The following is a 22,867-nucleotide window of genomic DNA, read 5'->3' on the forward strand; positions in this document are numbered from 1 at the left end:
CGGGGTGTTACAGCGCCGCCGCCAGCCGGTCCAGCGCCAGCAGGATGCCATAGCGCCGCGCCGGTGCTGCATCCGGCAGCGGCAGCCAGTAGTTGGCCTGGCTGGCGAGATCCAGCGTCGCCGGGCACAGCGCCATCACTGGGGTCTGCTGGATGTGAGCGTGATGCACCGCGCTGAGCACGCTGCTGTTGATGGTGTCCGGCGCGAGGATCAGCAGCAGATCGTCCGGCTGCAAACGGCTGAGCGTCAGGCGCAGCAGGTTGTCGTCCTGGATCCACGCCAGCGCCAGCCCGGCCTCACTCAGCCGCTGCTGCACTTCCGCCACCAGCGGCGTGTGCTGGCCGGCGGCACCGATCAGCAACACGCTGCGTGCCTGACGCAGCGCCTGCGCCGCCTGCTGCCAGCGGCTGTCATCCAGCTGCTGCCACTGTTGGGTCAGCGCCTGATGCAGACTCACCAGCTGCGGCACCGCACCGTGGCTGGAAGTAGCCGGTTCGGCGCTGGCGCGTGCCAGCCGCATACGCAGATCGCGAATATCGTCGCAGCCGACCGAACGGGCAAAGCGGGTAATGGTCGCCGCACTGACTTCCGCCCGGCTGGCCAGTTGTTCAATGGTGGCCGAGGCCGCGAACGCGGCGTCACGCAGGATGGCGCGCGCCACCCGCTGCTCCTGCTGGCTGAGGGAAGCCTGCCGCTGACGAATCACCGTCATAAACGCACTTTCCTGCTGGCCGGCCTGGCGCACCTGGTGCAGAAAATCATCCAGATCGCGGTAGCCCGCCGAGGCAGCAAAGCGCTGGAGTACAGCCGGGCTGACACCCGCCTGCGCCGCCAGACTCTCCATGGTGGCCTGCGCGCTGGCGTGCAGGTTATCCAGAATAAATCGCGCCAGCTTTGATTCCTGCGCATCAAAACGCGCCGACTGCTGCTGCAGTTGCCAGACAATATCCATTAGCTCATCACATCCTCAGTAACGAACCCTCATGATGCATGAAAATATTTTTCATGGTGAGATTTTTTTCAGCTGAGCGCACTGAATTTTCCTGGGATTAAAGCACTCGCAACAGAAAATCATCGTGCCGATCACACCATTGAAAATTATTTTCATGATAGTTTAATGTTTAAGATATTGATAAGTAATAGTTTAAATAACTTTCATCACAAAATCATCTGGCTGCAGGGTATTTACAGTGCGACTGCGACAGGTCTTAAATGCCGGAGTCAATTCACAGGAGGATAAATTATGCGCATTGTTCTTTGCTGTGCCGCCGGCATGTCTACCAGCATGCTGGTGAATAAAATGCAGCACGCCGCACAAGCGCGCGGGCTGGCGATCAACATTCAGGCCGTCCCGGTGGCCGATTTCGAACGTATCCTGCCGGACGCAGACGTGGTGCTGCTCGGCCCGCAGGTGCAGTTTGAAGCTGCCCGCCTCACCGCCATCGCGGCCCCGCAGGGCAAGGCGGTCGCCGTTATCGACATGATGGATTACGGCATGATGCGCGGCGAACAGGTGCTGGATAAAGCGCTGGCGCTGCACGCTTCCTGATTCTTCGTTTCCCCCAATCTGACTGATAACACACGGCGTTGCGCTGTGGGAGATTCTGCATGCCTGAAGATGACGTAATGGTGGTTCCGGAAGAGGAGATCATGCTGCTGCTGGTGCAGGCCGGTGCTGCGCGCAGCGCCGCTCTCAGCGCCCTGCGGCTGGCGCGCGCCGGCCAGTTTGATGCGGCACAGCAGCAGCTGGCGGCGGCGCGGGAAAACGTGAGCAGCGCGCACCAGCAGCAGACGGCGCTAATTAGCCTGGACGAAGGCAGCGGCCGGCTGCCGGTTACCCTGATTCTGGTTCATGCCCAGGATCACCTGATGAACGCCATGCTGATACAGGATTTAGCGGGCGAAATCATTGAACTCTATCGCCGTACCACGGCAGGAGAAAACGATGCTTAAGATAGCAATCATTGGCGGCGGCAGCAGCTATTCGCCGGAGCTGGTGGAGGGAATCATCAACCGTTATGCGCAGCTGCCGGTAACCGAACTGGCGCTGGTGGATGTGGCGGCAGGACGCGAAAAGGTGCAGATCATCGCCGACCTCACGCGCCGCATGCTGCAAAAAAACGGGCTGGAGCAGGTTAAGGTCAGCGTGCACTTTGCGCTGGATGAGGCGATTCGCGGCGCGCGCTTTGTGCTGACACAGCTGCGCGTTGGCCAGCTGGCGGCACGCGCCGCCGATGAACGGCTGGGCCTGAAGTATGGCCGTCTCGGCCAGGAAACCACCGGTGTCGGCGGCTTCGCCAAAGCGCTGCGCACCATTCCGGTGATGCTGGAGATTGCGCGCAAAGTGGAACAGCTGTCACCCGACGCCTTCATCATCAACTTTACCAATCCGGCAGGCATCGTTACCGAAGCCGTGGCGCGCTACAGCAACGCGAAGATCATCGGCCTGTGTAACGTGCCGGTGAATATGCACCATATGATCGCCGGCATGTTACAGGCGCCGTTTGACGAGGTGGCGCTGCGCTTTGCCGGGCTGAATCATCTGGTGTGGGTGCATCAGGTGCTGTGCCGCGGCGAGGACGTGACCGCCGGGGTGATCGAACAGCTGTGCGAAGGCCAGTCGCTGACCATGAATAACATCAAAGAGATGCCGTGGTCGCCGGCGTTTCTGCGCGCGCTGCAGGCGATTCCCTGCCCTTATCACCGCTACTACTGGCAAACACCGCAGATGCTGGCCGAAGAGCAGGAGAAAGCGCAGCACGGCCAGGCCGGAACGCGCGCCGAACAAGTGATGAAGGTGGAGGCCGAGCTGTTCGCGCTGTATGCCGATCCGCAGCTGGCGCACAAGCCGGAGCAGCTGAGTTTTCGCGGCGGCGCATATTACTCCGAAGTGGCCGTTGAGCTCATCAGCGCCATCCATAACAATAGCGGGCAAAATCTGGTGGTGAACTGCCAGAACCGTGGGGCGATTTACGGTCTGCCGGACGACGCAGTGGTGGAAGTGAACTGTGTGGTCGATGCGCAGGGCGCGCACCCGCTGGTGTTTGGCGCGCTGCCACCGCTGATGCACGGGCTGACGCAGCAGATCAAAGCCTTCGAGCGATTAACCATCGACGCGGCGGTGCACGGCGATCGCGGTGCCGCGCTGCTGGCGCTGGTCGGCAACCCGCTGGTCGGCGATGTCGCCAGCGCCGAAGCGCTGCTGGACGAAGTGCTGACGCTGAATCAGCCGTGGCTGCCGCAGTTTGCGTGATATCCCTGTCGCAAACCGCACCCAGGCCGTCGCGGCGCGCTTCATCGCGCTATAAATTGCGCCGCGACGGCCGGGTGCAGGTATCCGCTGCCGCGCCGAAGTGACACGCATTGACCTGTTAATTTGTTGCGCCATTGTGCCCGAGGAGGCCCTATGTCCAACCGTAATATCATCGAACGTTATGTGCTGCCCGCCGCGCTCAAGGTGGCCGGGCAGAAGCATGTGCTGTCCGTGCGGGACGGCATCATTCTCAACATGCCGTTCATGCTGATCGGCAGCTTTTTTCTGATCTTCGCCTACCTGCCGATCCCGGCGTGGGGCCATCTGATGGCCGACCTGTTCGGCGACAGCTGGCGCAATAAACTGCTCTATCCGGTGCGTGCCACCTACGACATCATGGCGCTGATCTCCAGCTTCGGCATCGCTTACCGGCTGGCGGAGAAATACCGCACGCTCGACCCGCTAACCAGCGGCGCGATGGCACTGGTGGCGTTTGTGATGACCATTCCGCAGCAGACGCTGTTCGCCCCGGTTGAAGGCGCGCCCGCACAGCTGGTCACCGGCGTGCTGCCAATTTCGCTGATCGGCAGTCAGGGCCTGTTCGTGGCGATTGTGATTGCGCTGCTCTCCACCGAAATCTACCGCTTTGTGCACAGCCGTAACCTGGTGATTAAGATGCCGGAAGGCGTGCCGCCGGCGGTGGCGAAATCGTTTCTCGCGCTGGTTCCCGGCTTCTGCGTGCTGGCCGTGGTGCTGCTGCTGCGCCTGGCAGTTGAAGCCTCACCATTCCATGACATCAACAACCTGATTGCCACGGTGATTGGTTTGCCGATGCACCACGTCGGCGGCACGCTGCCGGGGATGATTTTCTCGGTGCTGCTGATTGGCATTCTGTGGACGCTCGGCCTGCACGGCGATGCCATCGTGCTGGTGTTTATTCAGCCGGTATGGCTGTCGAACATGAGTGAAAACCTCGAAGCCTTTCAGCATAACCAGCCGATTCCGCACATCTTTACCCAGCAGTTTTACGATTTATGGATTGCGCCTGGCGGCACCGGCGCGCTGCTTGGGCTGGTGATCTTTATGCTGATCCGCGCGCGCAGCCGCCAGATGAAACAGCTGGGGAAAATCGCCGCGCCGGCGGCGCTGTTCAACATCAGCGAGCCACTGGTGTTCGGTATTCCGCTGGTGATGAACCCCTACCTGTTCCTGCCGTTTATCCTGACGCCGGTGCTGCTGGTGATTGTTTCGTGGGCGGCAATGAGCAGCGGTCTGGTGGCGCCGCCAGCCGGCATCGCCCTGCCCTTCACCACGCCAATTTTCGTCAGCGGCTATCTCGCCACCGGCGGCCATATCTCCGGCGCGGTGTTGCAGGTGGTCAACCTGACGATTTCGCTGGTGGTCTACTATCCGTTTTTCCGCGTGTGGGATCGCCTGAAACTGCGCGAAGAGCAGCAGAACGAACAGCAGGCGCAGGCCGCCAGCGGCAGTGCCGTCGTGCCTTCCTGAACCACTCCCTCTGCCGGGTGCGCCCTGCTGCGCACCCGGCCGCATCCTTCCACTTTTTGCAATAATGACTTCGCAGATCTGGCTATTCTGCCAGCAATACGGCTGTGCGAACCTTAGGCCACGGCTCGGGATCACCCCGGCCACAACCTGAGGAACCGCATGATGAAACTGTACAATTTAGCGCTCTCCGGCCACGCTCACCGCGCACTGCTGGCGCTGTCACTGCTCGGCATAGCGCATGAAACGGTCGAAGTTGACCTGCCTGGCGGCGAACATAAAACCCCGGCGTTTCTCGCCATCAACCCGTTCGGTCAGGTGCCGGTGCTGGAAGACGATGGCGTTTACATCGCGGATTCCAATGCCATTCTGGTGTACCTGGCGAAGAAATTTAACCGCAGCGACTGGCTGCCGGAAGATGCGCTGGGCGCCGCCCAGGTGCAGCGCTGGCTGTCGGTGGCGGCCGGTGAACTGGCTTACGGTCCGGCGGCGGCGCGCCTGATTACCGTGTTTGGTGCCAAATTTAATGCTGAAGAGGTGCTGGCGCGCGCGCATCTGATTCTTTCCCGGCTGGAAAGCCATCTCAGCCAGCGTGAGTGGCTGGTGGGCGACCATCCCACCATTGCTGACATTGCTTTATATAGCTACCTGGCCGGTGCCCCGGAAGGCAATGTCGAGATGTCCGGTTACCCTGCGGTGAATCAGCTGCTGCGCCGGATTGAAGCGCTGCCCGGCTTTGTGCCTTTTCCGCAGACCGCCGCCGGCCTGCGCGCCTGACAGGAGCCAGCATCATGGGCGAGAAACTGATTACGCTGCCGGTATGGCATGACGGTGAAATTGCGCTGCAGCAGCAGGCGGGAGTGGCGGAACGTATGGCCGATGTCGGGCAGCGCGTGATCCGCGATTACATGCCCGATCAGCATCGTGACTTTTACGCGCAGCTGCCGTTTATCGTTGCCGGCAGCATTGATGCACAGGGTGATGCCTGGGCCACGCTGCTGGAAGGCCAGCCCGGTTTTATCTTCTCGCCCAACGCCACCACGCTGGATATCGCAGCCCGTCCTGACGCCAGCGATCCGGCCGCCGCCGGGATGACCGATGGCGCACCGGTGGGCCTGCTCGGCATCGAGCTGCACACGCGGCGGCGCAACCGCATGAACGGCGTGCTGACGGCGATTGGCGGCGGCCTGCGCGTGCAGGTTGACCAGAGCTTTGGCAACTGCCCGCGCTATATTCAGCTGCGCGACTTCCGCTTCGACCATGCGCCCGGCAGGGCTTATCAGGGCGAAGTTGAGACGCTCAGCGCGCTGGATGACGCCGCGCGCGCCGCCATCCGGCAGGCAGATACGTTTTATGTCACCACTTATGCCGACCAGGCGCGCCGGCAGGTGGACGTTTCGCATCGCGGCGGCAAAGCCGGTTTTGTGCGCATCGCTGCCGATGATGTACTGACCATTCCGGACTTCAACGGCAACCTGTTCTTTTCCACCCTCGGTAATATCGTGCTCAACGGCAAGGCCGGGCTGCTGTTTATCGACTACGCCAGCGGCGATGTATTGCAGATGAGCGGCGATGCCACGGTGATAACCGATTCCGCCGAAATCGCGGCCTTTCAGGGTGCCGAGCGGCTGTGGTGCTTTAGCGCGCGCCGCATCGTGCGCCGGCGCGCTGCCCTCGCCCTGCGCTGGACCGATCAACCAGACGGCGTATCGCCCGCCTCGCTAATGACCGGCGACTGGCCGTCCGCCAGCGAACGCCTGCAGGCGCAGCAGCTGGCGGCGCAGTGGCGACCATTCCGCATCACGCAGATCGTCGATGAGAGCGCGCAGATTCGCTCGTTTCATCTTATGCCGGATGATGGCGCTGGCGTGCTGCCGCATCTGGCAGGCCAGCATCTGCCGATCCGCCTGACGCTGCCGGGCAGCACTAAGCCACTGTTTCGGCAATATACGTTGTCAGTTGCGCCGTCGGATGGTTATTACCGCATCAGCGTGAAGCGTGAAGGCGCCGTGTCGCAGTATCTGCACGATGCCCTGCGCGTCGGCGATCGGCTGGAGGTGCGCGCACCGGCCGGTGATTTCACTATTGATGCACACGAAACGCGGCCAGCGGTGCTGCTGGCGGCGGGCGTCGGCATCACGCCGCTGCTGGCGATGCTGCGTCACCTGATTTATGAAGGCCGACGCAAACGCCGGATGCGTCCGGTGTATCTGCTGCAGTCGGCGCGTAACCTGGCCGAACGCCCGTTTGTGCGTGAGATCGATGCGCTGCTGGCAGCCAGCGAAGGCGCGTTGAAACTGGTGCGGGTGCTCAGCCAGCTGGGCGAAGCCGAAGCCGAAGCCGGCGTGGATTACGACGTTGCCGGACGCATCGATATGGCGCTGCTGTCGCAGGTGCTGCCGTTCAACGATTACGATTTCTATCTGTGCGGTCCGCCGTCATTTACTCAGGCGATGTATGACGGACTGCGCGGCCTGAATATTGCCGACGCGCGTATTCACGCCGAAGCGTTTGGTCCGTCGTCGCTGCAGCGTCAGCAGGAGAATGTGCCAGAGCCCGCCGCGCTGCCGCTGGTGGCGACCGAAGCGGTGCCGGTGGTGTTTACAGAGTCGCTGAAAGAAGCGCGCTGGACACCACAGTCCGGCACGCTGCTGGAGCTGGCCGAAGCGCGCGGCCTGAGCCCGGCCTACAGCTGTCGCGCCGGACATTGCGGCAGCTGTAAGACCAGACTGGTGCAAGGTGCGGTGACTTACCCTACCCGGCCAGGCATCACGCTGGCTAAGGATGAGGTGCTGATCTGCTGCGCAGTGCCGGCGCAGGTCGAAGACGGGGACACGGCGGTGCAGCTGGCGTTGTGAGGTGAGTGCCCGTCTATGCAATCGAACCAGCAGGCTGCAGGGCGGGCGGCATCTTACCCGCGCTCAGTTGGTCAGAATCGATTCGATTCCCTTTATCAACGCAGGGAAATAGGATTGATCAATAGCGATCCCGCCGGTCAGTTGCCAGCTATCATATATAGCGGGAGTCGCAGTGAAGTTGAAACCGATTAAATCACTTCCCTCGACAGCATTGAATTCGCAGGTGAACGCTTTCATTCTTGGTGCGAAATTTACCGGCTTAGGCCGTCCATTTTTATACAGGGATGCATAAAACTCCGATAACATTTCCTTCAGGCTTTCAAGGTCGAAAATCGTCAGTTCGCACTGACATTGCAGTTTTATACTGCAACCAGCAATTTCCAGCCAGCACATGATCAAATCCAGCCTGCGATCTTCAGGCTCCTCAATTCTTTCGATAAATGAGAAGCGAAATAACGTATCTTCATTTTTGATCTCAAACATTTCTGCCCCGCCACTCAGTCGATATGGAAGTGTGAAATTGTCCAGTCCCGTTCCCTGACCACAACATGTAACGTGTACTCTTTGTGGACATACCTGATTTTATCATGCTCCACGATCTTTTTCAGACGGGTCATTTTTATACGATATAAAAACATGCCGGGCATTTTTTGAGCATCAGGGCTTCGTGAACCATAGCGGATAGCTTTTTCCAGTATATTGACCGGAATATATCTGCCTGATTCGGTCATATGCGCGGCCGTGGTACGCGTAAATTTAAGATTTCGCACGGACAGGCCAACCTTCAGGCGACCCCGCAGCATATTCAGCGTTGCTTCGCTTAACACACTGCTTATGCTTTTACCTGCAGCGACATCCAGCACCGCCCGACCACTGCTTAACAGGCGAAAAACACCAAATGCAATCAGCGCAATATCTAGCGGATCAATGAGCGGGGTTTGCAACGGGGCTTCTTCAAGCGTGGTAAAACGCCCATCCGCATCATAAACCTGCCACAGTCCAGGAGCCTGCGCGACCGTGTAACCAATACACAGCCCTGTAGCATCATCCACAATTGGACGCGCACCATGTGGAGGCATGAACTGAGGTTTTACAGCATAATACTCATTATGAGGCAGGGGGTTCCTGAAGTTGAAAAAGTACCCCGGCTCATCGGGATCCAGCATCCGTATATCCATCACACCTTCTCCACTCTTCCATAAATCAAATTCCCACATACAAGAATCTCGAATTATTTAATTAAGTCAAGAGCCGAATTATACTTATAACTAATTTTTCTCAATGAATTAGCTTTGTAACTTATGCATGAGGCCGGTTTTTTAGTTCACTATTAGCCATATGCTACCTGTTCCCCTGGCAAGTTGCTGAACTCACTGTTGTCCTGTCTTTTAAGGGATTCACTAATAGTTTCTGGTAATTTTCAGGTTATTCGTTTTCTGAATGTCTGACTAACAAACACTTCCCGCGAGGTTAAAAAAAAGAGAAGTTGGTGGGCGATATTTTAAATGATCGCAACAGGTGGCGAGAATTATGGATGAATGAAGGCGAACATTAATCAATGCCAATAAAAAAAGGGTATCAGCGCTAACTGATACCCTTTCAGAAGGTTGGCTTAAAACCAAGCCGGTGCATTTACTCTGCACTGAATGTTGCTGGAACGCCACCTTCTTTCAGTCACCCGTCAGAAAATCTCTTTCTGACCAGTGCCTTATTGTTAGTGGTGCCCGGACGCGGAATCGAACCACGGACACGGGGATTTTCAATCCCCGTGTGTAAGTGTTAATTTTTTCCGCTTTGATTGTTGTGAAATTGCTTATCTCACCTGAATAAACTTCAGGTGTTATAAATGCATTTAAAATCAGATAATTACAAATCACTTGGTACTAGGCCGAAAGTGATTCCAGTTGTTTCAACTAAAGGTGGCGAGGGTAAATCAACCCAGGCCGCAAATCTCGGCGGTTTTCTCGCCGATGCGGGCATCAAAACCCTCATTATCGACGGGGATCACGCTCAACCAACTGCCAGCAGTATCTACCCCTTAGCATATGAAGCGCCTTGCGGTCTCTATGAGCTGCTCATGCAGACTGCAGACCTCTCACGGCCAGAAAACATAATTTCCCGCACCGAGATCGATAATCTGGATGTCATTGTCTCCAATGATCCCCGCAACCTTTTACCTACCTACATGCTCAATGTTGCTGACGGACGCGTGCGCCTGCGGAATGCGCTGGCAAATCCAGTATTCAGCCAGTATGACGTCATCCTGATAGATTCACAGGGTTCACGTTCGGTGATGTCGGAACTGATTATTCTTGCCGCTACCGGTGAAATGATCGGCATGGTAAAGCCCGTTCTGCCCGATGTCCGCGAATTCATGCGCGGCACAGTTGCTCTTATGGAAGAGCTCCTTCCTTATCTGGCCTTTGGTATCAAACTCCCGCAGATACGCATGCTGGTTAACTGTATGGATTATACGGTGCTGGCAAAAACCACCGTTGAGCATGCTGAAGCCATCATTTCAGGCGGGGATTACAGTCAGCATTCGGACAAAATAGTTATTGAGATGCTTCAGACCAGGATCTATGACCTGGATATCTATAAACATGGTCATGCAGCAGGGCAGCCAGTTCACAGGCTCGAGAAGAAAACCAGCCGTAAAAGTGATTCGGCCTTTGATTCCATGCACAACCTTGCATGCGAACTTTTCCCCGAATGGAAAGAGAAGTTTGACGAGCTTGCTGCAGAAGGGGAGCGTAAAGATGACCTCTAATCGCAGAAATATCCCCGGTCTGTTTTCTCTTGATGCTGAACAGTCTGTCATCGGTGGCCTGATGCTGGATAACGATCGCTGGGATGAAGTGGCAATCCGCCTCAGCGCCAATGATTTCTTCCATAAGGTTCATAAAGCCATCTTTCAGGAAATGACGCGTCTGGTGGCGGCCGGCAGGCCCATAGACCTCGTGACGCTGGCTGAAAGTATTGAAAGCCGTGGTAAAGATGCCCTTGACCAGCTCGGTGGCTTTGCCTACCTGGCAGAGCTCGCTAAGAATACGCCCAGCGCGGCAAACATCGTTGCGTACTGTGAAATAGTGGAAAAATACAGTCAGGGTCGTCAGTTAGCCGCAATTGGTACAGAAATCACTGAATCGGTAAAAAAACCGGGTGCTGATATTGAAAGGGTAATGGAAATTGCCGAGCAGAAAATCACCCGACTTGCCGAGCGAACTGAACCTGAACAGGCAGTCACTCTCATTGATGGTATGGAAAAGCTGCTGGTTGAGCTGGAGCGCCGATGCAATGTCCCTGACGGTATTACCGGTACGCCTACAGGTTTTGAAGACTTCGATGCCATGACCAGCGGTCTTCAGGCTGGCGACTTAGTGCTTATAGCGGCACGTCCATCGATGGGTAAAACGGCGTTGCTGATAAGTTTGCTGATTAATTCCTTGATGAAAAAAAAGGAGTCAAACGGGCAGTTTTACAGTCTTGAACAGCCAACAGAACAGATCCTGATGCGCATGGTTGCTTCACTGGGCAGCATAGACCTGACCCACCTCAAGAGTGGGTTGATGGATGATGAAGACTGGGCGCGCGCGTCAAACGCTTATGGGCTGTTAACAGGGGACCTCAAAGATCGCCTCATCATTGATGACACCGGTTCACTGACGCCCGCGATGCTTCGTATTCGCGCCAGACGCAACGCACGGCGCTATGGTCATCCATCGATTATCGGACTTGATTACCTGCAGCTGATGCGCTGCCCGGATCAGGAAAACCGCACGCAGGAAATTGCAGAAATATCGCGTTCCCTGAAAGCGCTGGCCAAAGAAATGGACTGCCCTGTTGTTGCGCTGTCACAACTTAACCGACAGCTTGAGAGCCGCGCAGATAAACGTCCGAATAATGGTGATCTTCGCGATTCCGGGGCTCTTGAACAGGACGCTGACGTCATCGTTTTTATCTACCGCGATGAGGTCTACCACGAAAACACGGATGATAAAGGCGTCGCTGAAATCATCATCAGCAAACAACGCCAGGGGCCTACAGGCACAATTCGCCTGCAATATGAAGGTCGTTTCACCCGATTTTCTGACCTGACGGCCAGCGCAGGGAGGACAGCAGCATGAGTAACGTTCGTAACCTGAACATCGGTGCTGCCATGCTGCAACGGGGTAAATCGCCTTCTCAGGTCACTGACCCAATGGATGCCGCTACATTGCCGGTCAGCGAAATGGCAATGGTACTGACACTGGACCAGCTGCGCCCGAATCCGGACAACCCCCGTAAAGGCCGCAATCCACGTTATGAAGAAATCAAAGCCTCCGTGCGTGCTCGCGGGCTGGATTCCATTCCTAAAGTGACCCGCGACCCTCAGGGGGAAGAAGTTTACATCTTCAGCGACGGCGGCAACACCCGATATCAGATTCTCTGTGAGTTATGGCAGGAAAGCGGCGATGAACGTTTCTATCGCATACACACTATTTTCAAGCCGTGGCCAGGCAGGCTTAAATGCCTGGTTGGTCACCTTGCAGAAAATGAAGTCAGGGGAGATCTGACTTACATCGAAAAAGCCTTTGGTGTGCATAAGGCCCGCGTGATTTACGAAGAGCAACTAGGGCGTGCTGTTACGCTGCGGGAACTTTCTGACCTGCTCGGACAGGAAGGTTACCCTATTGATTATTCGAGCGTGAGCCGGATGGAGGATACCCTCAATTATCTGTATCCCCATATGCCAAACCTCCTTGAAAGCGGGATGAGCCGTGGTCAGGTAACGCCGCTCCTGAGCCTCCGCTCTTCTGCCATGAAAGTTTGGAAATCATTTAGCGGTGACGTTAAACCTGCCGCTACTCTGGATGAAGTATTTGGCTCAACATGCAGGGTTTTTGACGAACCAGACAGCTATGCGCTTGATGTATTCAGAGATGAATTTATCGGCCAGTTGATTAAGGCTCTTCCGCATCCAAGCCTGAATTATGATCGCTGGCTGATTGAGCTTGACCCCCGCGAGCAGAAGCGCCGTGAGCAGTTTGGTGAGCCGCCACCGCTGCCGGCAATGACGCCTCCGCCGGAAAGAGCGGCAGGCCGGGAATCCACGGCATCTCAGGTCACTGTCCTGCCTCCGGATACCAGCTCCGAAACGCCGGTCACGGGGCTGCGCAGTGGCACCCTGACCACACCAGGTCGTCCCGAGCCGGCTCCGGAACTGCCCGCGGGCGCTGAACTGCCTGTGAACGCACTGGTAACCGCCGGCAGTGAACCGCGTCGCGAAGTACAGGATGATCTGTTCGGCGGACGACCAGTCATTACCGGCGAAACGGCTGGCTCGGACAGCATTTCTCTTCCTGATTTCAGCCCGGGCACGCTGATGTCCGCATTTGGCGAGGAGAGTGAGTCCCAGGCCGCGCCCGTCAGTTCGGTCGCCTTCGCTGCAACCGGGCTTGAGCCCGTCAGCGATATCTGGCACATCCCGGCACTCCAGGATGATATTGAGCATCTGCAGGATATGGCCTACCGGCTTGTCTTCGAGATTGCCGAGGCGATGGGCTGTGCGGACAACGTGCGGGAGGATAAACACCCTCAGTCAGCAGGCTTTGCCGTCTCCGAAACCGGCAGCGAATTTGTCCTCTTCCTGGCAGGCCTGTCCGGCGCGCTCCCCAACAGGCAGTTCAATATGTTCCTGTTCTGCCTGAATTTCTTCGGCTCTCAGTCACCATCTGACACGGCCGTATTCGACGATATTACGGTGGTAAAAACCCTGCGCCTTATCCGCGTTCTCCGCCGTCTGCGTGAGCTGCAGCGACAGTCTGCAAAAGGAGGGGAAAATGTCTGATGACCTGAACGATGAAATGGCGCAGGCCAGTACGGCTCTGTTCACCCAGCGCGGCATCGATGCAATCCGGGCGCAGGTGCACTCAGTGAAACCGTCAAAAGTGTTCTGCGAATGCTGCGGAGCGGACATGCCGGTCGCTCGCCAGCAGGCTGTGCCGGGCGTGGAGCTCTGTGCCGGCTGTCAGGATGTGAAAGAGAAACAGGACCGTCACCGTGCTGCCGGGAGCAGGGGGATGCGCTATGTCGGATAACGCAAAAGTCACAGCCCGTATCCGCCGCCTGATGGCGCTGGGCACGCGCAACAGTAACCCTCATGAAGCCGCCCGTGCGGTGGCACTGGCCCAGCGGCTTATGCAGCGTCATGGTATGACGCCAGACATGCTTTCTCTCAGTGGCATCACCGAGTCAGTCTGCCTGAGCCTGACCAGTAATGCAGATAAGGTGCCAGCCTGGCTGAGCTCTCTGGCAACAGTGGTCTGCATGGCCACAGGATGTCGCTGCTGGTTTGGCTGGCATGTTCATGTCAGTTCACAGGGAACCAGCAGCGTTCGCCGTTCACTTCACTTTTATGGCTTCAGCGAACGACCCGAGGTGGCGCTCTACATCTATACAGTTCTGCAGCGCCAGCTGCGCGTCGCGTCTGAAACGCACATGGAACAGTATCGTACCCGTCGGATGCTGCTGCGTACGCGCCGTCGTCGTGCAGACCAGTTCAGGGAGGGCTGGGTATCCGGCGTCTGGCAGGTACTGCGTTCATTTGCGCCCTCTGAGGAGGAAAATACCGTACTTCAGCGCTGGCTGACAAAGCGACATGCCGGAGACGCACTGGCCGACGTGACTGTTCGTGAGGCGGGAAGCTGTCGCGGTGACAGCGCGGCCCGGATGGCCGGTTTTCTCGCCGGCCGGGATGCCGACCTTCATCATGGCCTCGGTGGCGCACAGGCACCCCGGCAGATTTCAGCAGGGGGAGGCTCTCATGACTGATGTTCTTTTATGGTGTGCCTGCCTGTCGGGCTGGATCTTTGATGTTCTGCTTGTTGCTGATCAGACGTTATCAGGAGGTGGCCTGTGAGCCAGATTAATCTTTCCCAGGCCACCACGGCCATTCTCTCATCCCTTCTTATGGACATTAAGAATGGAAATATACGTCGCTGCGAGTCGCTTGGTATGTCAGTAGAGGAGATACGTGCACTGAGTCAGCTCAGCCTTGATGAACTGCACTACCTCAGCCAGTCGCACGTTTCCGTTCTTGATATCCGTCTGAACCACGAAAATTTCTGGCTGATGCTGAATCAGGCTCGGAATGAACTCAAGCGCATGCTGATGATCGATCGCGCGCTTGAACTGGGCGGCTCTATGGAGCTGATAGACAAATATTTCGGTCTTTCACCTGCGGAGGTCAGTGCCCGGCGCCGACTCATGGGTATTGAGTCGCGTCAGGGGCGTACTCAGGGCCTGACGGAGCCGCAGGATGCAGCGCTCTGGACCGAGTGGAAAGCCTCAGGCCTGACTTCACCAGATTCCCATCAGGCGCTGGAAGCGATGATGCTCACTGCCGAGCAACATGGCCTGTCTCTTACCGCCGTTTGGAGTCGGGTTTGTCAGTGGTGCCGCGAGGCAAACACGTCATTACGTCGGACCGAGTCAATCGCTCGCAAGGAGGCGTGATGGAACTGGAAGATTTTTCTCCTCGTCAGCAGGTTTCCCCGGCGGTACGCCGCCGGGCGCAAAAGTTATTTCATGCACTTTGCTGCGGCCAGAAAGTGTTCCGCCGGCTGACCATGAACGGATATCTCAAGATAGATGTAGGACCGTTCTGGCGCATCCTGAGCAAGGACGGTGGCCGGCAGTGGTGGCTGATGGATCATGAGACATACAACCGTGAAATACGCCGGTAAAGGATTGCCGCTGATGACCACACTGTGCCGGGTTTATCCCGGCACAGTGCTGTCTCAGGCAGAAGAGGAGAGCATAAAATGACCATTCCCGCCGACAGTATCGTGGCGCATACGCTTGGCAGAATGCAGCAGAATCTTGAGCGGCGCGCTGATAACGGCGATGTAAGCCAGGAGCGCAGCGGGCTGCTGTTTATGGGAAACGTGCACGATGCGTTCCCGCGCAGGCTGTTTCTTGATACGCGCCTGTCACCGCTGGATAAAACCGCCTGGGTGATGATCAGGCTTTATGCGCAGCAGAATGAGGGAGCCATCTTTCCGACCTATGACGAGCTGCAGGTTCAGCTGGCCTCCGCGCATTCCGAAAAAGCCTCACGCGATACGGTGAGCCGCGTTCTGCTGATGCTGCGCCTGACCGGCTGGCTCAGTCTGTGTAAGCGGGTGCGCGATGACCGTGGCCGTGTGAGGGGCAATATCTATGCGCAGCATGATGAGCCGCTGGGTTACCGTGACGCCGAAACCTTTGACCCGGGCTGGCTGACGCTTGTTGAAGAGAGCTGCCAGAATCGTAATAAAGCGGTCCGGATGACCGCGCTGGCCGTGGTGAATGACATTCTGCAGGACCCCGGGATGCGTCACCGTCACAGTCGCCTTGCCCTTATCGAAAGCCGCCTGAGCGCGCCGTCCACGCCTCAGCAGATGGTCCGCCATCGCCAGGCTGTGACCCGCAGTCCGGATTCCGGACTCAGTCAGAAAAGCGCAAAAAACCATTCAGATCCACTGAGTCCGGAAAACGGACTCAGTAACTCATTAATGGATAAAACACTGAGTCCGGAATCCGGACTCAGGCTGAAATCAAGCACTTACACCGGAGTCCGAAATCCGGACTGTAACGTACGTTCTTTCACACAGAGTGTGAATAAAAAAACGTACGTACCGGGTGGAGAGCATTTCCTGCCTGACGATTTTGTTAACGGGCTGAACAGCGAGGATCGGCAGATGCTCACCACCCAGATGGCCTCACTGCCGGAAGCGGTAGCAAAGGCGCTGGCTGACATGCTGCGCGAACAACTGCGACTTGGCAGGCTTAATAACCCTGTTGGCTGGTTGTTCACGATGCTGCGACGTGCCCGTTGCGGTGAGCTGAATTTGCAGGAAGCCGCAGTACATGGCAGTTCCGGCAGCAACAATCCCCGGACAACCAGCACGCGTACTGTACCCGCAGCCAGCCTGCCTGTTCAGCCTGCCAACCGCCCGTCGCAAGAGGAAGTCAGGGAAATGATTGCCGCCATTCGTAGAAACGTAAACAGCAAAACGTAATTACCGTACCCAAATCACTGAGCGCGCTCGAAGCGCCGCAACAAATAACAGGAGCCAATCATGACTAATCACATCATGACGATGCTGACTGATGAGCGTGGAGATTCTCTGATTGACTGGGCTAAAGGATACATCTATGCCGCAGAAATATATGTGGCTAGCAACCCCGCTGACCGTTCCGGCAAAGCATACCTGGAATTGTTGCAAATAGCCCTCGCGGCGCTGACAACAGCACCGGAGGCCAGCACTCAGCAATGAAAGCTGCAACGAGCGGCTGGAACAAATCGCTCAATGCAGCGATGTGGCAAAACTATTCGCCAATGGACGTGGTCAATGCAGGGTTGATTAAAAAGCGACCTTGTTGCGGGGCGCAACAAGGCTAAAAAATATACACTGCGCTGTAGTAGAACTTGTGAACGGTAAAAACCTGCAACAGGAACAGATAAAGTGAGTGAGTGGTTAAAAAATAACCTTGTTGCGGGGCGCAACAAGAACAAAAAACAACCAGATGTTAATTTCTTCATTGGCGTTATGAGTTTCACATTGTTGGTGAGGCATCTGATTCAGGATTATGCCAGCTCTTCTTAACTGAATGCAGGTGACGACAACGATGGCAGAGAAACACAAAAGGGCTGGTGCTCTCCAGTCAGAACTTCATATAGAGCTGCATACTAATTACGCTATCGGCCTATGGGAAGGTCGCAAAAGAGAAAAGCCTGAGGATGGTAAAAAAGGCAAACAACCTATTATGGGAATGCCTCAGTTCCTTCATCGCGCAACTCTGATTAACAGAGATTCATTAATGAATGACCCCTGGGCGGATGCAGCAATGCTGGAACTGGAAGAAAAAATCGAATACGCCAGTAATGAAATGAGCAAACTGATTGATGCGCTGGACAAACAAATGAGCTTTGTTCCTGCAGGTGTCACGATCAGTGATGCACAGGCCGCAGAAACTCTCGACCTGACGGTATTCAGCGGGACACCGCTGGGCTATCGCTGTGTTTTCCTGTTAATGGGTTTCGATCAGTTTGCCAAAAAAGTCCTGCAGGCGGCTCACTATGGTGTCATATCGCGTAAGCAGCGTTATGAACTTCTGGGTGATGGCAGCAGACTGTTACGTGAAATTTATGGATGTGTTCTGCGGTATCGTAAAAAAGGAGCAAACCGTCTTGATGCTGTTGAAAATAATGAAGTCTGGCAGAAGGCCTGTGAGGAAGCTGGAGAGCCCGATCGCGCTGTTTTGCTGGGGGTGAAGCGTTCTGCCTTTTCACCGCCGGTGAATGAAGCGAGCGTAAATTTGCTGCGCATGCGTTATCAGGCAGTCTGACTCACAGGAGGCTGGCTATGCGCCTTTATATCTGTGAAAAGCCCTCTCAGGGGCGCGACCTGGCAGAGGTTGTAGGGGCCACCCGTCGCGGCGATGGTTTTCTGTCAGGCAGTGGCGTCACCGTCACCTGGGCCGTAGGCCACCTGCTGGAAACCGCCCCGCCGGAGGCCTATGGTCAGCAGTATGGTAAGCCCTGGTCGCTCTCTGCGCTTCCCATCCTGCCGGCCCCATGGCAGGTCGTTGTTAAGAAGGAGACGCAGGATCAGTTTAAAGTCATTGAGCGGCTGCTGCGTCAGGTTGACGACGTGGTGATTGCCACTGATGCTGATCGTGAGGGTGAAGTCATCGCGCGCGAGCTGCTGGATTACTGCCGCTGGGAAGGCCCGGTGCAGCGGCTCTGGCTCTCCGCTCTGGATGAAATCAGCATCCGCGCAGCACTTAAGGACCTTCGCCCCGGGCTCGCCACGCTCGGGATGTATCACGCCGGTCTCGGGCGAGCCCGGGCCGACTGGCTGATAGGCATGAACCTCTCCCGTCTTTATACCCTGCGTGCAGCCGAGGCAGGCTTCGATGGCGTTGTCTCTGTAGGTCGTGTGCAGACGCCGACGCTGGCGCTGGTTGTTCGCCGGGACCGGGAAATCGCCTCTTTCGTGCCCAGGCCTTACTGGCAGGTTAAAGCGATTATTTCGGCCGGCGGCATCACCTTTCCGGCGCAGTGGGTGCCGGCGAAGGTGTATACCGACGAAGAAAAGCGCTGTGTTCACCAGGACATCGCGCAGCAGGTGGCTCAGCTCTGCCGTCAGACGGGGCACGCAGTGGTGACAGAATGTGACACTAAGCGCGAAAAATCCGCCGCGCCGCTGGCTTTTTCGCTAGGCACCCTGCAGCAGGCCTGTGGCAGGATGTGGGATATGTCACCCCAGCAGGTGCTTGATACCGCGCAGAGCCTGTATGAAAAGCACAAGGCCACCACTTACCCCCGCACCGACTGCGGTTACCTGCCAGAATCCATGCGGGAAGAGATTTCCGGTGTGCTTGATGCCATTGGCCGTACCGACCCGGAATGTGCACCGGTGCTGGCAGGCCTCGACAGGGAATTTGTCTCGCGCATCTGGAACGACAAAAAAATAACGGCACACCACGGCATTATCCCCACGCGCAATGCGTTTCAGTTGTCCGCGCTGTCGGAGGTGGAGCGTAACGTCTATCTGCTCATTCGCCGTAACTACCTGGCGCAGTTCCTGCCACTGCATGAGTCCGATATCACACGGCTGCAGTTCGACATTGGCGGGCAGCTGTTCCGCAGCTCCGGACGAACGGAGGTGATAAAGGGCTGGAAGGTCCTGTTTGAAAAAGATCAGGACAGTAATATTGATGAGGACGATGAAGCAGCTGCTACCCTGCCGCCGCTCAGCCGCAATGACCGCTGCGCGGTGACCGGTGCTGAGGTGGCGCAGCTGATGACCCGCCCGCCGGCACACTATACGTTTGCCACCCTGATTGGCGCCATGATGAATGCGGCCGCTTTTGTTACGGACGTTGCGCTGCGTAAAGTGCTTAAAGACAATGCGGGGCTCGGCACCGAAGCCACCCGCGCAGGCATCGTTGAGCAGCTGCTGAACCGGCGTTTTATTGTGCGCAAAGGCAGCAAAATCATGGCGACCGAACTGGGAACCGACGTGATCGATGCCCTGCCTCCCCAACTGACCGAGCCGGGCATGACCGCGCTCTGGGAGCAGGCGCTGGATGAAGTTGCCGCCGGCCGTATGTCGCTGGACGACTTTCTGCAGCGCCAGGCCGGCTGGACGCGCAACCTGGTCAGCCACGGGGCTCAGCAGCAGGTCCGTATCCGGGTTCCGCCCACGCCTGTCTGCCCGATGTGCGGAGGGAAAACCCGCCTGCGCAAAGGAGAGAAGGGGGAGTTCTGGAGCTGCCAGCGCTATCCCGGGTGCAAAGGCGTCATAAACATCAGCGGCAGCAAAAAGAAGCGTTCCCGGAAACCTAAGTCTGCTGAATCAAAGAAGAATTAATCCGTCGTCTCCGATTGCGGGCCGTCAGGGGCTTTGCTATTGTGGCACCGGCTCTGAAGCCGCACCCCGTGACTGCGGGTTTCGTCAGCATCTAATGCATGTGCTGACGGAATACAGTCTGACCGGCCCTGTCCACACCTGAACGGGAGCCGGTAAGGCACGAAAACTCCGTGAAACCCGTGCCGGGCCCTTTCAGCCTGCGGAGCGACTGCGAAAGCAGGTTAACCTCAGGTCGATGGTGCAGACCTCAGAAGGCGGTGCCGCAGGGTGCCGCTTTTTTAATTTTATGTGCTGATGATTTTTTGCATGCTGCGACGTTGACATCCGCGGCGTCTGAATGAATGATAAAGAGGCTAATCGTTGTCGTTCCGACAACTGCCAATGTTCCGGTGATTTGAGAGGAACGCCTTCGGGTAATCACGTGCCAATGCCATCACAACCTGAGAGATGGCGCTTTCGGGCGGTTTTAAACCTGTTAACCTCTGAGAACAGGAACTCTTTATGAGTTGAGGTCCATTTCACCAATTCAGCCAGTCGGCAATCCTTGCTGACATCCCTGCGGGAAACACTTCCCGTAAGGGACAGATGTTTCTCCGCAACCTGTTTAGTTTTTACTCCGGAGAAACCATCATGACTGCAACTACCAATACCCCTGCTTCAAACAGCTCTGCTTCTGCTAATCAGAAAAAAGAGTTTTTCAACCTCAACGTCAGCGGCATCGGATATCTCAATTCGATACGTCGTGTTCAGGGACCCAACGGCGAATTCACCTGCGCCGTTATTAATGCCCTGACCGGCCCTACTGATAATGCGTCCTATACCCGCTTCGATGTTACGGTCGCTGGCGCGGACACCACCAAACTCATTAATCGCTGTCAAAAAGCCGTTGATGAAGAAGAAAAAGTGCTGATTGGCTTCGTGCTAAGCGGACTCAAAGCCGATGTGTTTACCCTTCAGTCGGGTGATCATGCCGGTGAAAGCCGTCCTTCCCTGAAGGCCCGCCTGATCAAGGTGGAGTTCATCAAGAAAGGTCAGGACGTAGTCTATCAGGCACCCAATGCTTCCCAGACGCCAGAATCCGGCTCATCGGCTCAGAAAGAGTACGATCCGAATTCGTTCTAAGCGTTACGGACACACCACCGGAACATCCCGGTGGTCGTGTTTCTCACCCCACATTCCTGAGAGGAAAACATTATGTCCGCACGCGGCGTCAACAAAGTTATTCTGGTCGGTCATCTCGGTCAGGACCCTGAAGTTCGTTACATGCCAGATGGCAAAGCGGTGACCGGCTTAAGCCTGGCCACTTCTGAAACCTGGCGTGATAAACAGACCGGTGAAAACCGGGAAATTACCGAATGGCATCGCGTCGTGCTGTTTGGCAAGCTGGCTGAAGTTGCCGGTGAATACCTGCGTAAGGGTTCACAGGTGTATATCGAAGGTCAGTTACGCACCCGCAAATGGACGGATAACAGCGGCACCGATCGCTGGACAACCGAAGTCGTTGTGGGAATGAACGGAACGATGCAGATGGTGGGCGGAGGCCGTAACAATGGTACCAACACCAGTGGAAACAATGCGCAGTCAGGTCAGCAGAGTGCATGGGGCCAGCCTCAGCAACCTCAGCAGCCTCAGTCTGCGCCACAGAATCCGGCGAATGAGCCACCAATGGATTTTGACGATGACATACCGTTCCTCGGACACGGTTATGGCATATGCCGCAAAACCATTTACGCCATTTCTTAACGGAATCACAGAATTATACCCTCTTATGCGCCAGCTCAGTCTGGCGCTTTCTTTTCATCATCTACTGAATGGTTATGTATAGCAATTTGCTACCATTCGGGATACCATATGCGTATAGCAATTTGTTACCAACAGGAGGAGTTATGCAAACAACTTTCCGTAAATCCGTTCGTGATAAGCAAATCAATATCCGTGCCACGGATGAAGAGCGCGCAGTGATTGATTATGCTGCGAGTCTGGTGAATAAAAACCGTACTGATTTCATCATTGAAAGGGCTGTGCATGAGGCACAGAACATTATTCTGGATCAACGCGTGTTCATACTTGATGACGAACGTTATCAGGAGTTCATCAGGCAGCTCGAAGCCCCTGTACAAAATGTTGAAGGTCGTCAGCGACTGATGGATGTAAAACCTGAATGGAAATAAAAGTCACTGCGCCTGCTTTACTGACAGAGGGGCATGATCTTGAGCTGTTCGATAGCGGAAATGTGGTTCTTGATGACTGGCTTCGCCGGCGAGCATTGAAAAATCAGCATCTCAATGCCTCCCGTACCTTCGTCATCTGTCTTGAAGGAACCATGCGTGTAGTGGGTTATTATTCCATCGCGACCGGCTCGGTAAGTCATGTCGATTTGAGTCGTAGTCTCAGACAGAATATGCCCGATCCCGTACCGGTTGTTTTACTGGGCCGTCTTGCAGTCGATGTAACTACTCAGGGCAATAAATTCGGGAAATGGTTGTTGAATGATGCCGTGATACGCGTTTCAAACCTGGCGGATCAAGTCGGCATTAAGGCTATCATGGTACATGCAATTGACGAGCAGGCTAAAGCGTTCTACGACTACTTTGGCTTTGTGCAGTCACCGGTTGCCGCTAACACGTTATTCTACAAAATATGATGGTTTCATGTTGTTATCCAACAGCTGAACTCATGGACTTCAAATTACTTTCAACGCCGGTTCTCCGGCGTTTTCTTTTCTGATTAAAGTTAATGGCCAGGTCCGTTGATTAACCCGTACCGGCTCTGCAGTATTTTTCTTCAGTTTCAGGAAAGGGTTCCGCATTGCCCGCTTTTTCATCACCGCGAGAATAGCACTCCAG

The 22,867-nt window shown here is 56.0% G+C and carries 26 protein-coding genes; 23 read left to right on the top strand and 3 right to left on the bottom strand.

Annotation, left to right across the window (positions count from 1 at the left end; all coding sequences use genetic code 11):
* Positions 1–7: 7 nt before the first annotated feature.
* A complete protein-coding gene (locus tag AC6I79_RS16060) occupies positions 8–952 on the bottom strand; it encodes a MurR/RpiR family transcriptional regulator (RefSeq protein WP_125311514.1) in 945 nt (314 codons plus the stop codon).
* Between the two features lie 288 nt (positions 953–1,240).
* Here AC6I79_RS16060 and AC6I79_RS16065 point away from each other — a divergent pair, with 288 nt between their 5' ends.
* The 6 genes from AC6I79_RS16065 to AC6I79_RS16090 all read left to right on the top strand — a co-directional run bounded on the left by AC6I79_RS16065 (position 1,241) and on the right by AC6I79_RS16090 (position 7,617).
* Positions 1,241–1,549 (top strand): PTS sugar transporter subunit IIB, encoded by a 309-nt coding sequence (locus AC6I79_RS16065; protein ID WP_058759671.1) that lies wholly within the window; start codon positions 1,241–1,243, stop codon positions 1,547–1,549.
* Positions 1,550–1,608: 59 nt separating this feature from the next.
* On the top strand, positions 1,609–1,953 hold the full coding sequence (locus AC6I79_RS16070; RefSeq protein ID WP_230201125.1) for a PTS lactose/cellobiose transporter subunit IIA: 345 nt from the start codon (positions 1,609–1,611) through the stop codon (positions 1,951–1,953).
* Positions 1,946–3,253 (top strand): 6-phospho-beta-glucosidase, encoded by a 1,308-nt coding sequence (locus AC6I79_RS16075; RefSeq protein ID WP_498027386.1) that lies wholly within the window; start codon positions 1,946–1,948, stop codon positions 3,251–3,253. Before AC6I79_RS16070 ends, AC6I79_RS16075 begins: the two co-directional genes overlap by 8 nt.
* A 153-nt stretch (positions 3,254–3,406) precedes the next feature.
* Positions 3,407–4,762 (top strand): PTS cellobiose transporter subunit IIC, encoded by a 1,356-nt coding sequence (celB, locus tag AC6I79_RS16080; protein ID WP_498027387.1) that lies wholly within the window; start codon positions 3,407–3,409, stop codon positions 4,760–4,762.
* 162 nt (positions 4,763–4,924) lie between these two features.
* Entirely contained in the window at positions 4,925–5,536 is a 612-nt protein-coding gene (locus tag AC6I79_RS16085) for a glutathione S-transferase family protein (protein ID WP_088516056.1), read from the top strand.
* Positions 5,537–5,550: 14 nt separating this feature from the next.
* A complete protein-coding gene (locus AC6I79_RS16090) occupies positions 5,551–7,617 on the top strand; it encodes an FAD-binding oxidoreductase (protein ID WP_498027388.1) in 2,067 nt (688 codons plus the stop codon).
* 63 nt (positions 7,618–7,680) lie between these two features.
* Here AC6I79_RS16090 and AC6I79_RS16095 read toward each other — a convergent pair whose 3' ends face one another.
* Entirely contained in the window at positions 7,681–8,100 is a 420-nt protein-coding gene (locus AC6I79_RS16095; RefSeq protein WP_159377333.1) for a hypothetical protein, read from the bottom strand.
* A 14-nt stretch (positions 8,101–8,114) separates the two neighbouring features.
* The gene (locus AC6I79_RS16100; protein ID WP_236569443.1) at positions 8,115–8,834 is read right to left on the bottom strand and encodes a hypothetical protein; all 720 of its coding nucleotides are present in this window, start codon (positions 8,832–8,834) and stop codon (positions 8,115–8,117) included.
* Between the two features lie 629 nt (positions 8,835–9,463).
* Between AC6I79_RS16100 and AC6I79_RS16105 the strand changes: the two genes are divergently transcribed.
* The 17 genes from AC6I79_RS16105 (at position 9,464) to AC6I79_RS16185 (ending at position 22,665) form a co-directional block, all read left to right on the top strand.
* Positions 9,464–10,387, top strand: a complete 924-nt coding sequence (locus tag AC6I79_RS16105) for a ParA family protein (protein ID WP_498027389.1) — start codon at positions 9,464–9,466, stop codon at positions 10,385–10,387.
* Complete coding sequence (dnaB-PI, locus tag AC6I79_RS16110; protein ID WP_498027390.1) at positions 10,377–11,744, top strand: SPI-7-type island replicative DNA helicase; 1,368 nt, start codon at positions 10,377–10,379, stop codon at positions 11,742–11,744. Before AC6I79_RS16105 ends, dnaB-PI begins: the two co-directional genes overlap by 11 nt.
* Complete coding sequence (locus tag AC6I79_RS16115) at positions 11,741–13,447, top strand: ParB family protein (protein WP_498027391.1); 1,707 nt, start codon at positions 11,741–11,743, stop codon at positions 13,445–13,447. Before dnaB-PI ends, AC6I79_RS16115 begins: the two co-directional genes overlap by 4 nt.
* Positions 13,440–13,697 carry a TraR/DksA C4-type zinc finger protein gene (locus AC6I79_RS16120; protein WP_498027392.1) on the top strand — a complete coding sequence of 86 codons (258 nt, stop codon included), beginning with the start codon at positions 13,440–13,442 and terminating at the stop codon, positions 13,695–13,697. Before AC6I79_RS16115 ends, AC6I79_RS16120 begins: the two co-directional genes overlap by 8 nt.
* Complete coding sequence (locus tag AC6I79_RS16125; protein WP_222985780.1) at positions 13,687–14,430, top strand: DUF2786 domain-containing protein; 744 nt, start codon at positions 13,687–13,689, stop codon at positions 14,428–14,430. The genes AC6I79_RS16120 and AC6I79_RS16125 overlap by 11 nt, the downstream gene beginning before the upstream one ends.
* An 84-nt stretch (positions 14,431–14,514) precedes the next feature.
* Positions 14,515–15,114: a DUF2857 domain-containing protein gene (locus AC6I79_RS16130; protein ID WP_498027393.1), complete on the top strand. Its 600-nt coding sequence runs from the start codon at positions 14,515–14,517 to the stop codon at positions 15,112–15,114.
* Positions 15,114–15,344 (top strand): ParE family toxin-like protein, encoded by a 231-nt coding sequence (locus tag AC6I79_RS16135; protein ID WP_059012802.1) that lies wholly within the window; start codon positions 15,114–15,116, stop codon positions 15,342–15,344. The genes AC6I79_RS16130 and AC6I79_RS16135 overlap by 1 nt, the downstream gene beginning before the upstream one ends.
* Before the next feature lie 78 nt (positions 15,345–15,422).
* Positions 15,423–16,661 (top strand): STY4528 family pathogenicity island replication protein, encoded by a 1,239-nt coding sequence (locus AC6I79_RS16140; RefSeq protein ID WP_498027394.1) that lies wholly within the window; start codon positions 15,423–15,425, stop codon positions 16,659–16,661.
* Positions 16,662–16,721: 60 nt separating this feature from the next.
* The gene (locus AC6I79_RS16145) at positions 16,722–16,919 is read left to right on the top strand and encodes a hypothetical protein (protein WP_471808115.1); all 198 of its coding nucleotides are present in this window, start codon (positions 16,722–16,724) and stop codon (positions 16,917–16,919) included.
* Entirely contained in the window at positions 16,916–17,044 is a 129-nt protein-coding gene (locus tag AC6I79_RS16150; protein WP_498027395.1) for a hypothetical protein, read from the top strand. The genes AC6I79_RS16145 and AC6I79_RS16150 overlap by 4 nt, the downstream gene beginning before the upstream one ends.
* Before the next feature lie 64 nt (positions 17,045–17,108).
* Positions 17,109–17,249 carry a hypothetical protein gene (locus AC6I79_RS16155; protein ID WP_498027396.1) on the top strand — a complete coding sequence of 47 codons (141 nt, stop codon included), beginning with the start codon at positions 17,109–17,111 and terminating at the stop codon, positions 17,247–17,249.
* 22 nt (positions 17,250–17,271) lie between these two features.
* Positions 17,272–17,991 carry a PFL_4669 family integrating conjugative element protein gene (locus AC6I79_RS16160; protein ID WP_498027397.1) on the top strand — a complete coding sequence of 240 codons (720 nt, stop codon included), beginning with the start codon at positions 17,272–17,274 and terminating at the stop codon, positions 17,989–17,991.
* A 17-nt stretch (positions 17,992–18,008) separates the two neighbouring features.
* Positions 18,009–20,021 (top strand): DNA topoisomerase III, encoded by a 2,013-nt coding sequence (locus AC6I79_RS16165; RefSeq protein ID WP_498027398.1) that lies wholly within the window; start codon positions 18,009–18,011, stop codon positions 20,019–20,021.
* A 630-nt stretch (positions 20,022–20,651) separates the two neighbouring features.
* On the top strand, positions 20,652–21,143 hold the full coding sequence (locus AC6I79_RS16170) for an STY4534 family ICE replication protein (RefSeq protein WP_058770118.1): 492 nt from the start codon (positions 20,652–20,654) through the stop codon (positions 21,141–21,143).
* 72 nt (positions 21,144–21,215) lie between these two features.
* A complete protein-coding gene (locus AC6I79_RS16175; protein WP_498027399.1) occupies positions 21,216–21,764 on the top strand; it encodes a single-stranded DNA-binding protein in 549 nt (182 codons plus the stop codon).
* 143 nt (positions 21,765–21,907) lie between these two features.
* Positions 21,908–22,192: a type II toxin-antitoxin system TacA family antitoxin gene (locus tag AC6I79_RS16180; RefSeq protein WP_088515933.1), complete on the top strand. Its 285-nt coding sequence runs from the start codon at positions 21,908–21,910 to the stop codon at positions 22,190–22,192.
* On the top strand, positions 22,183–22,665 hold the full coding sequence (locus AC6I79_RS16185) for a GNAT family N-acetyltransferase (RefSeq protein ID WP_498027400.1): 483 nt from the start codon (positions 22,183–22,185) through the stop codon (positions 22,663–22,665). The genes AC6I79_RS16180 and AC6I79_RS16185 overlap by 10 nt, the downstream gene beginning before the upstream one ends.
* Positions 22,666–22,867 lie beyond the last annotated feature (202 nt).

This window comes from gamma proteobacterium symbiont of Scutellera amethystina (genome assembly GCF_059730845.1).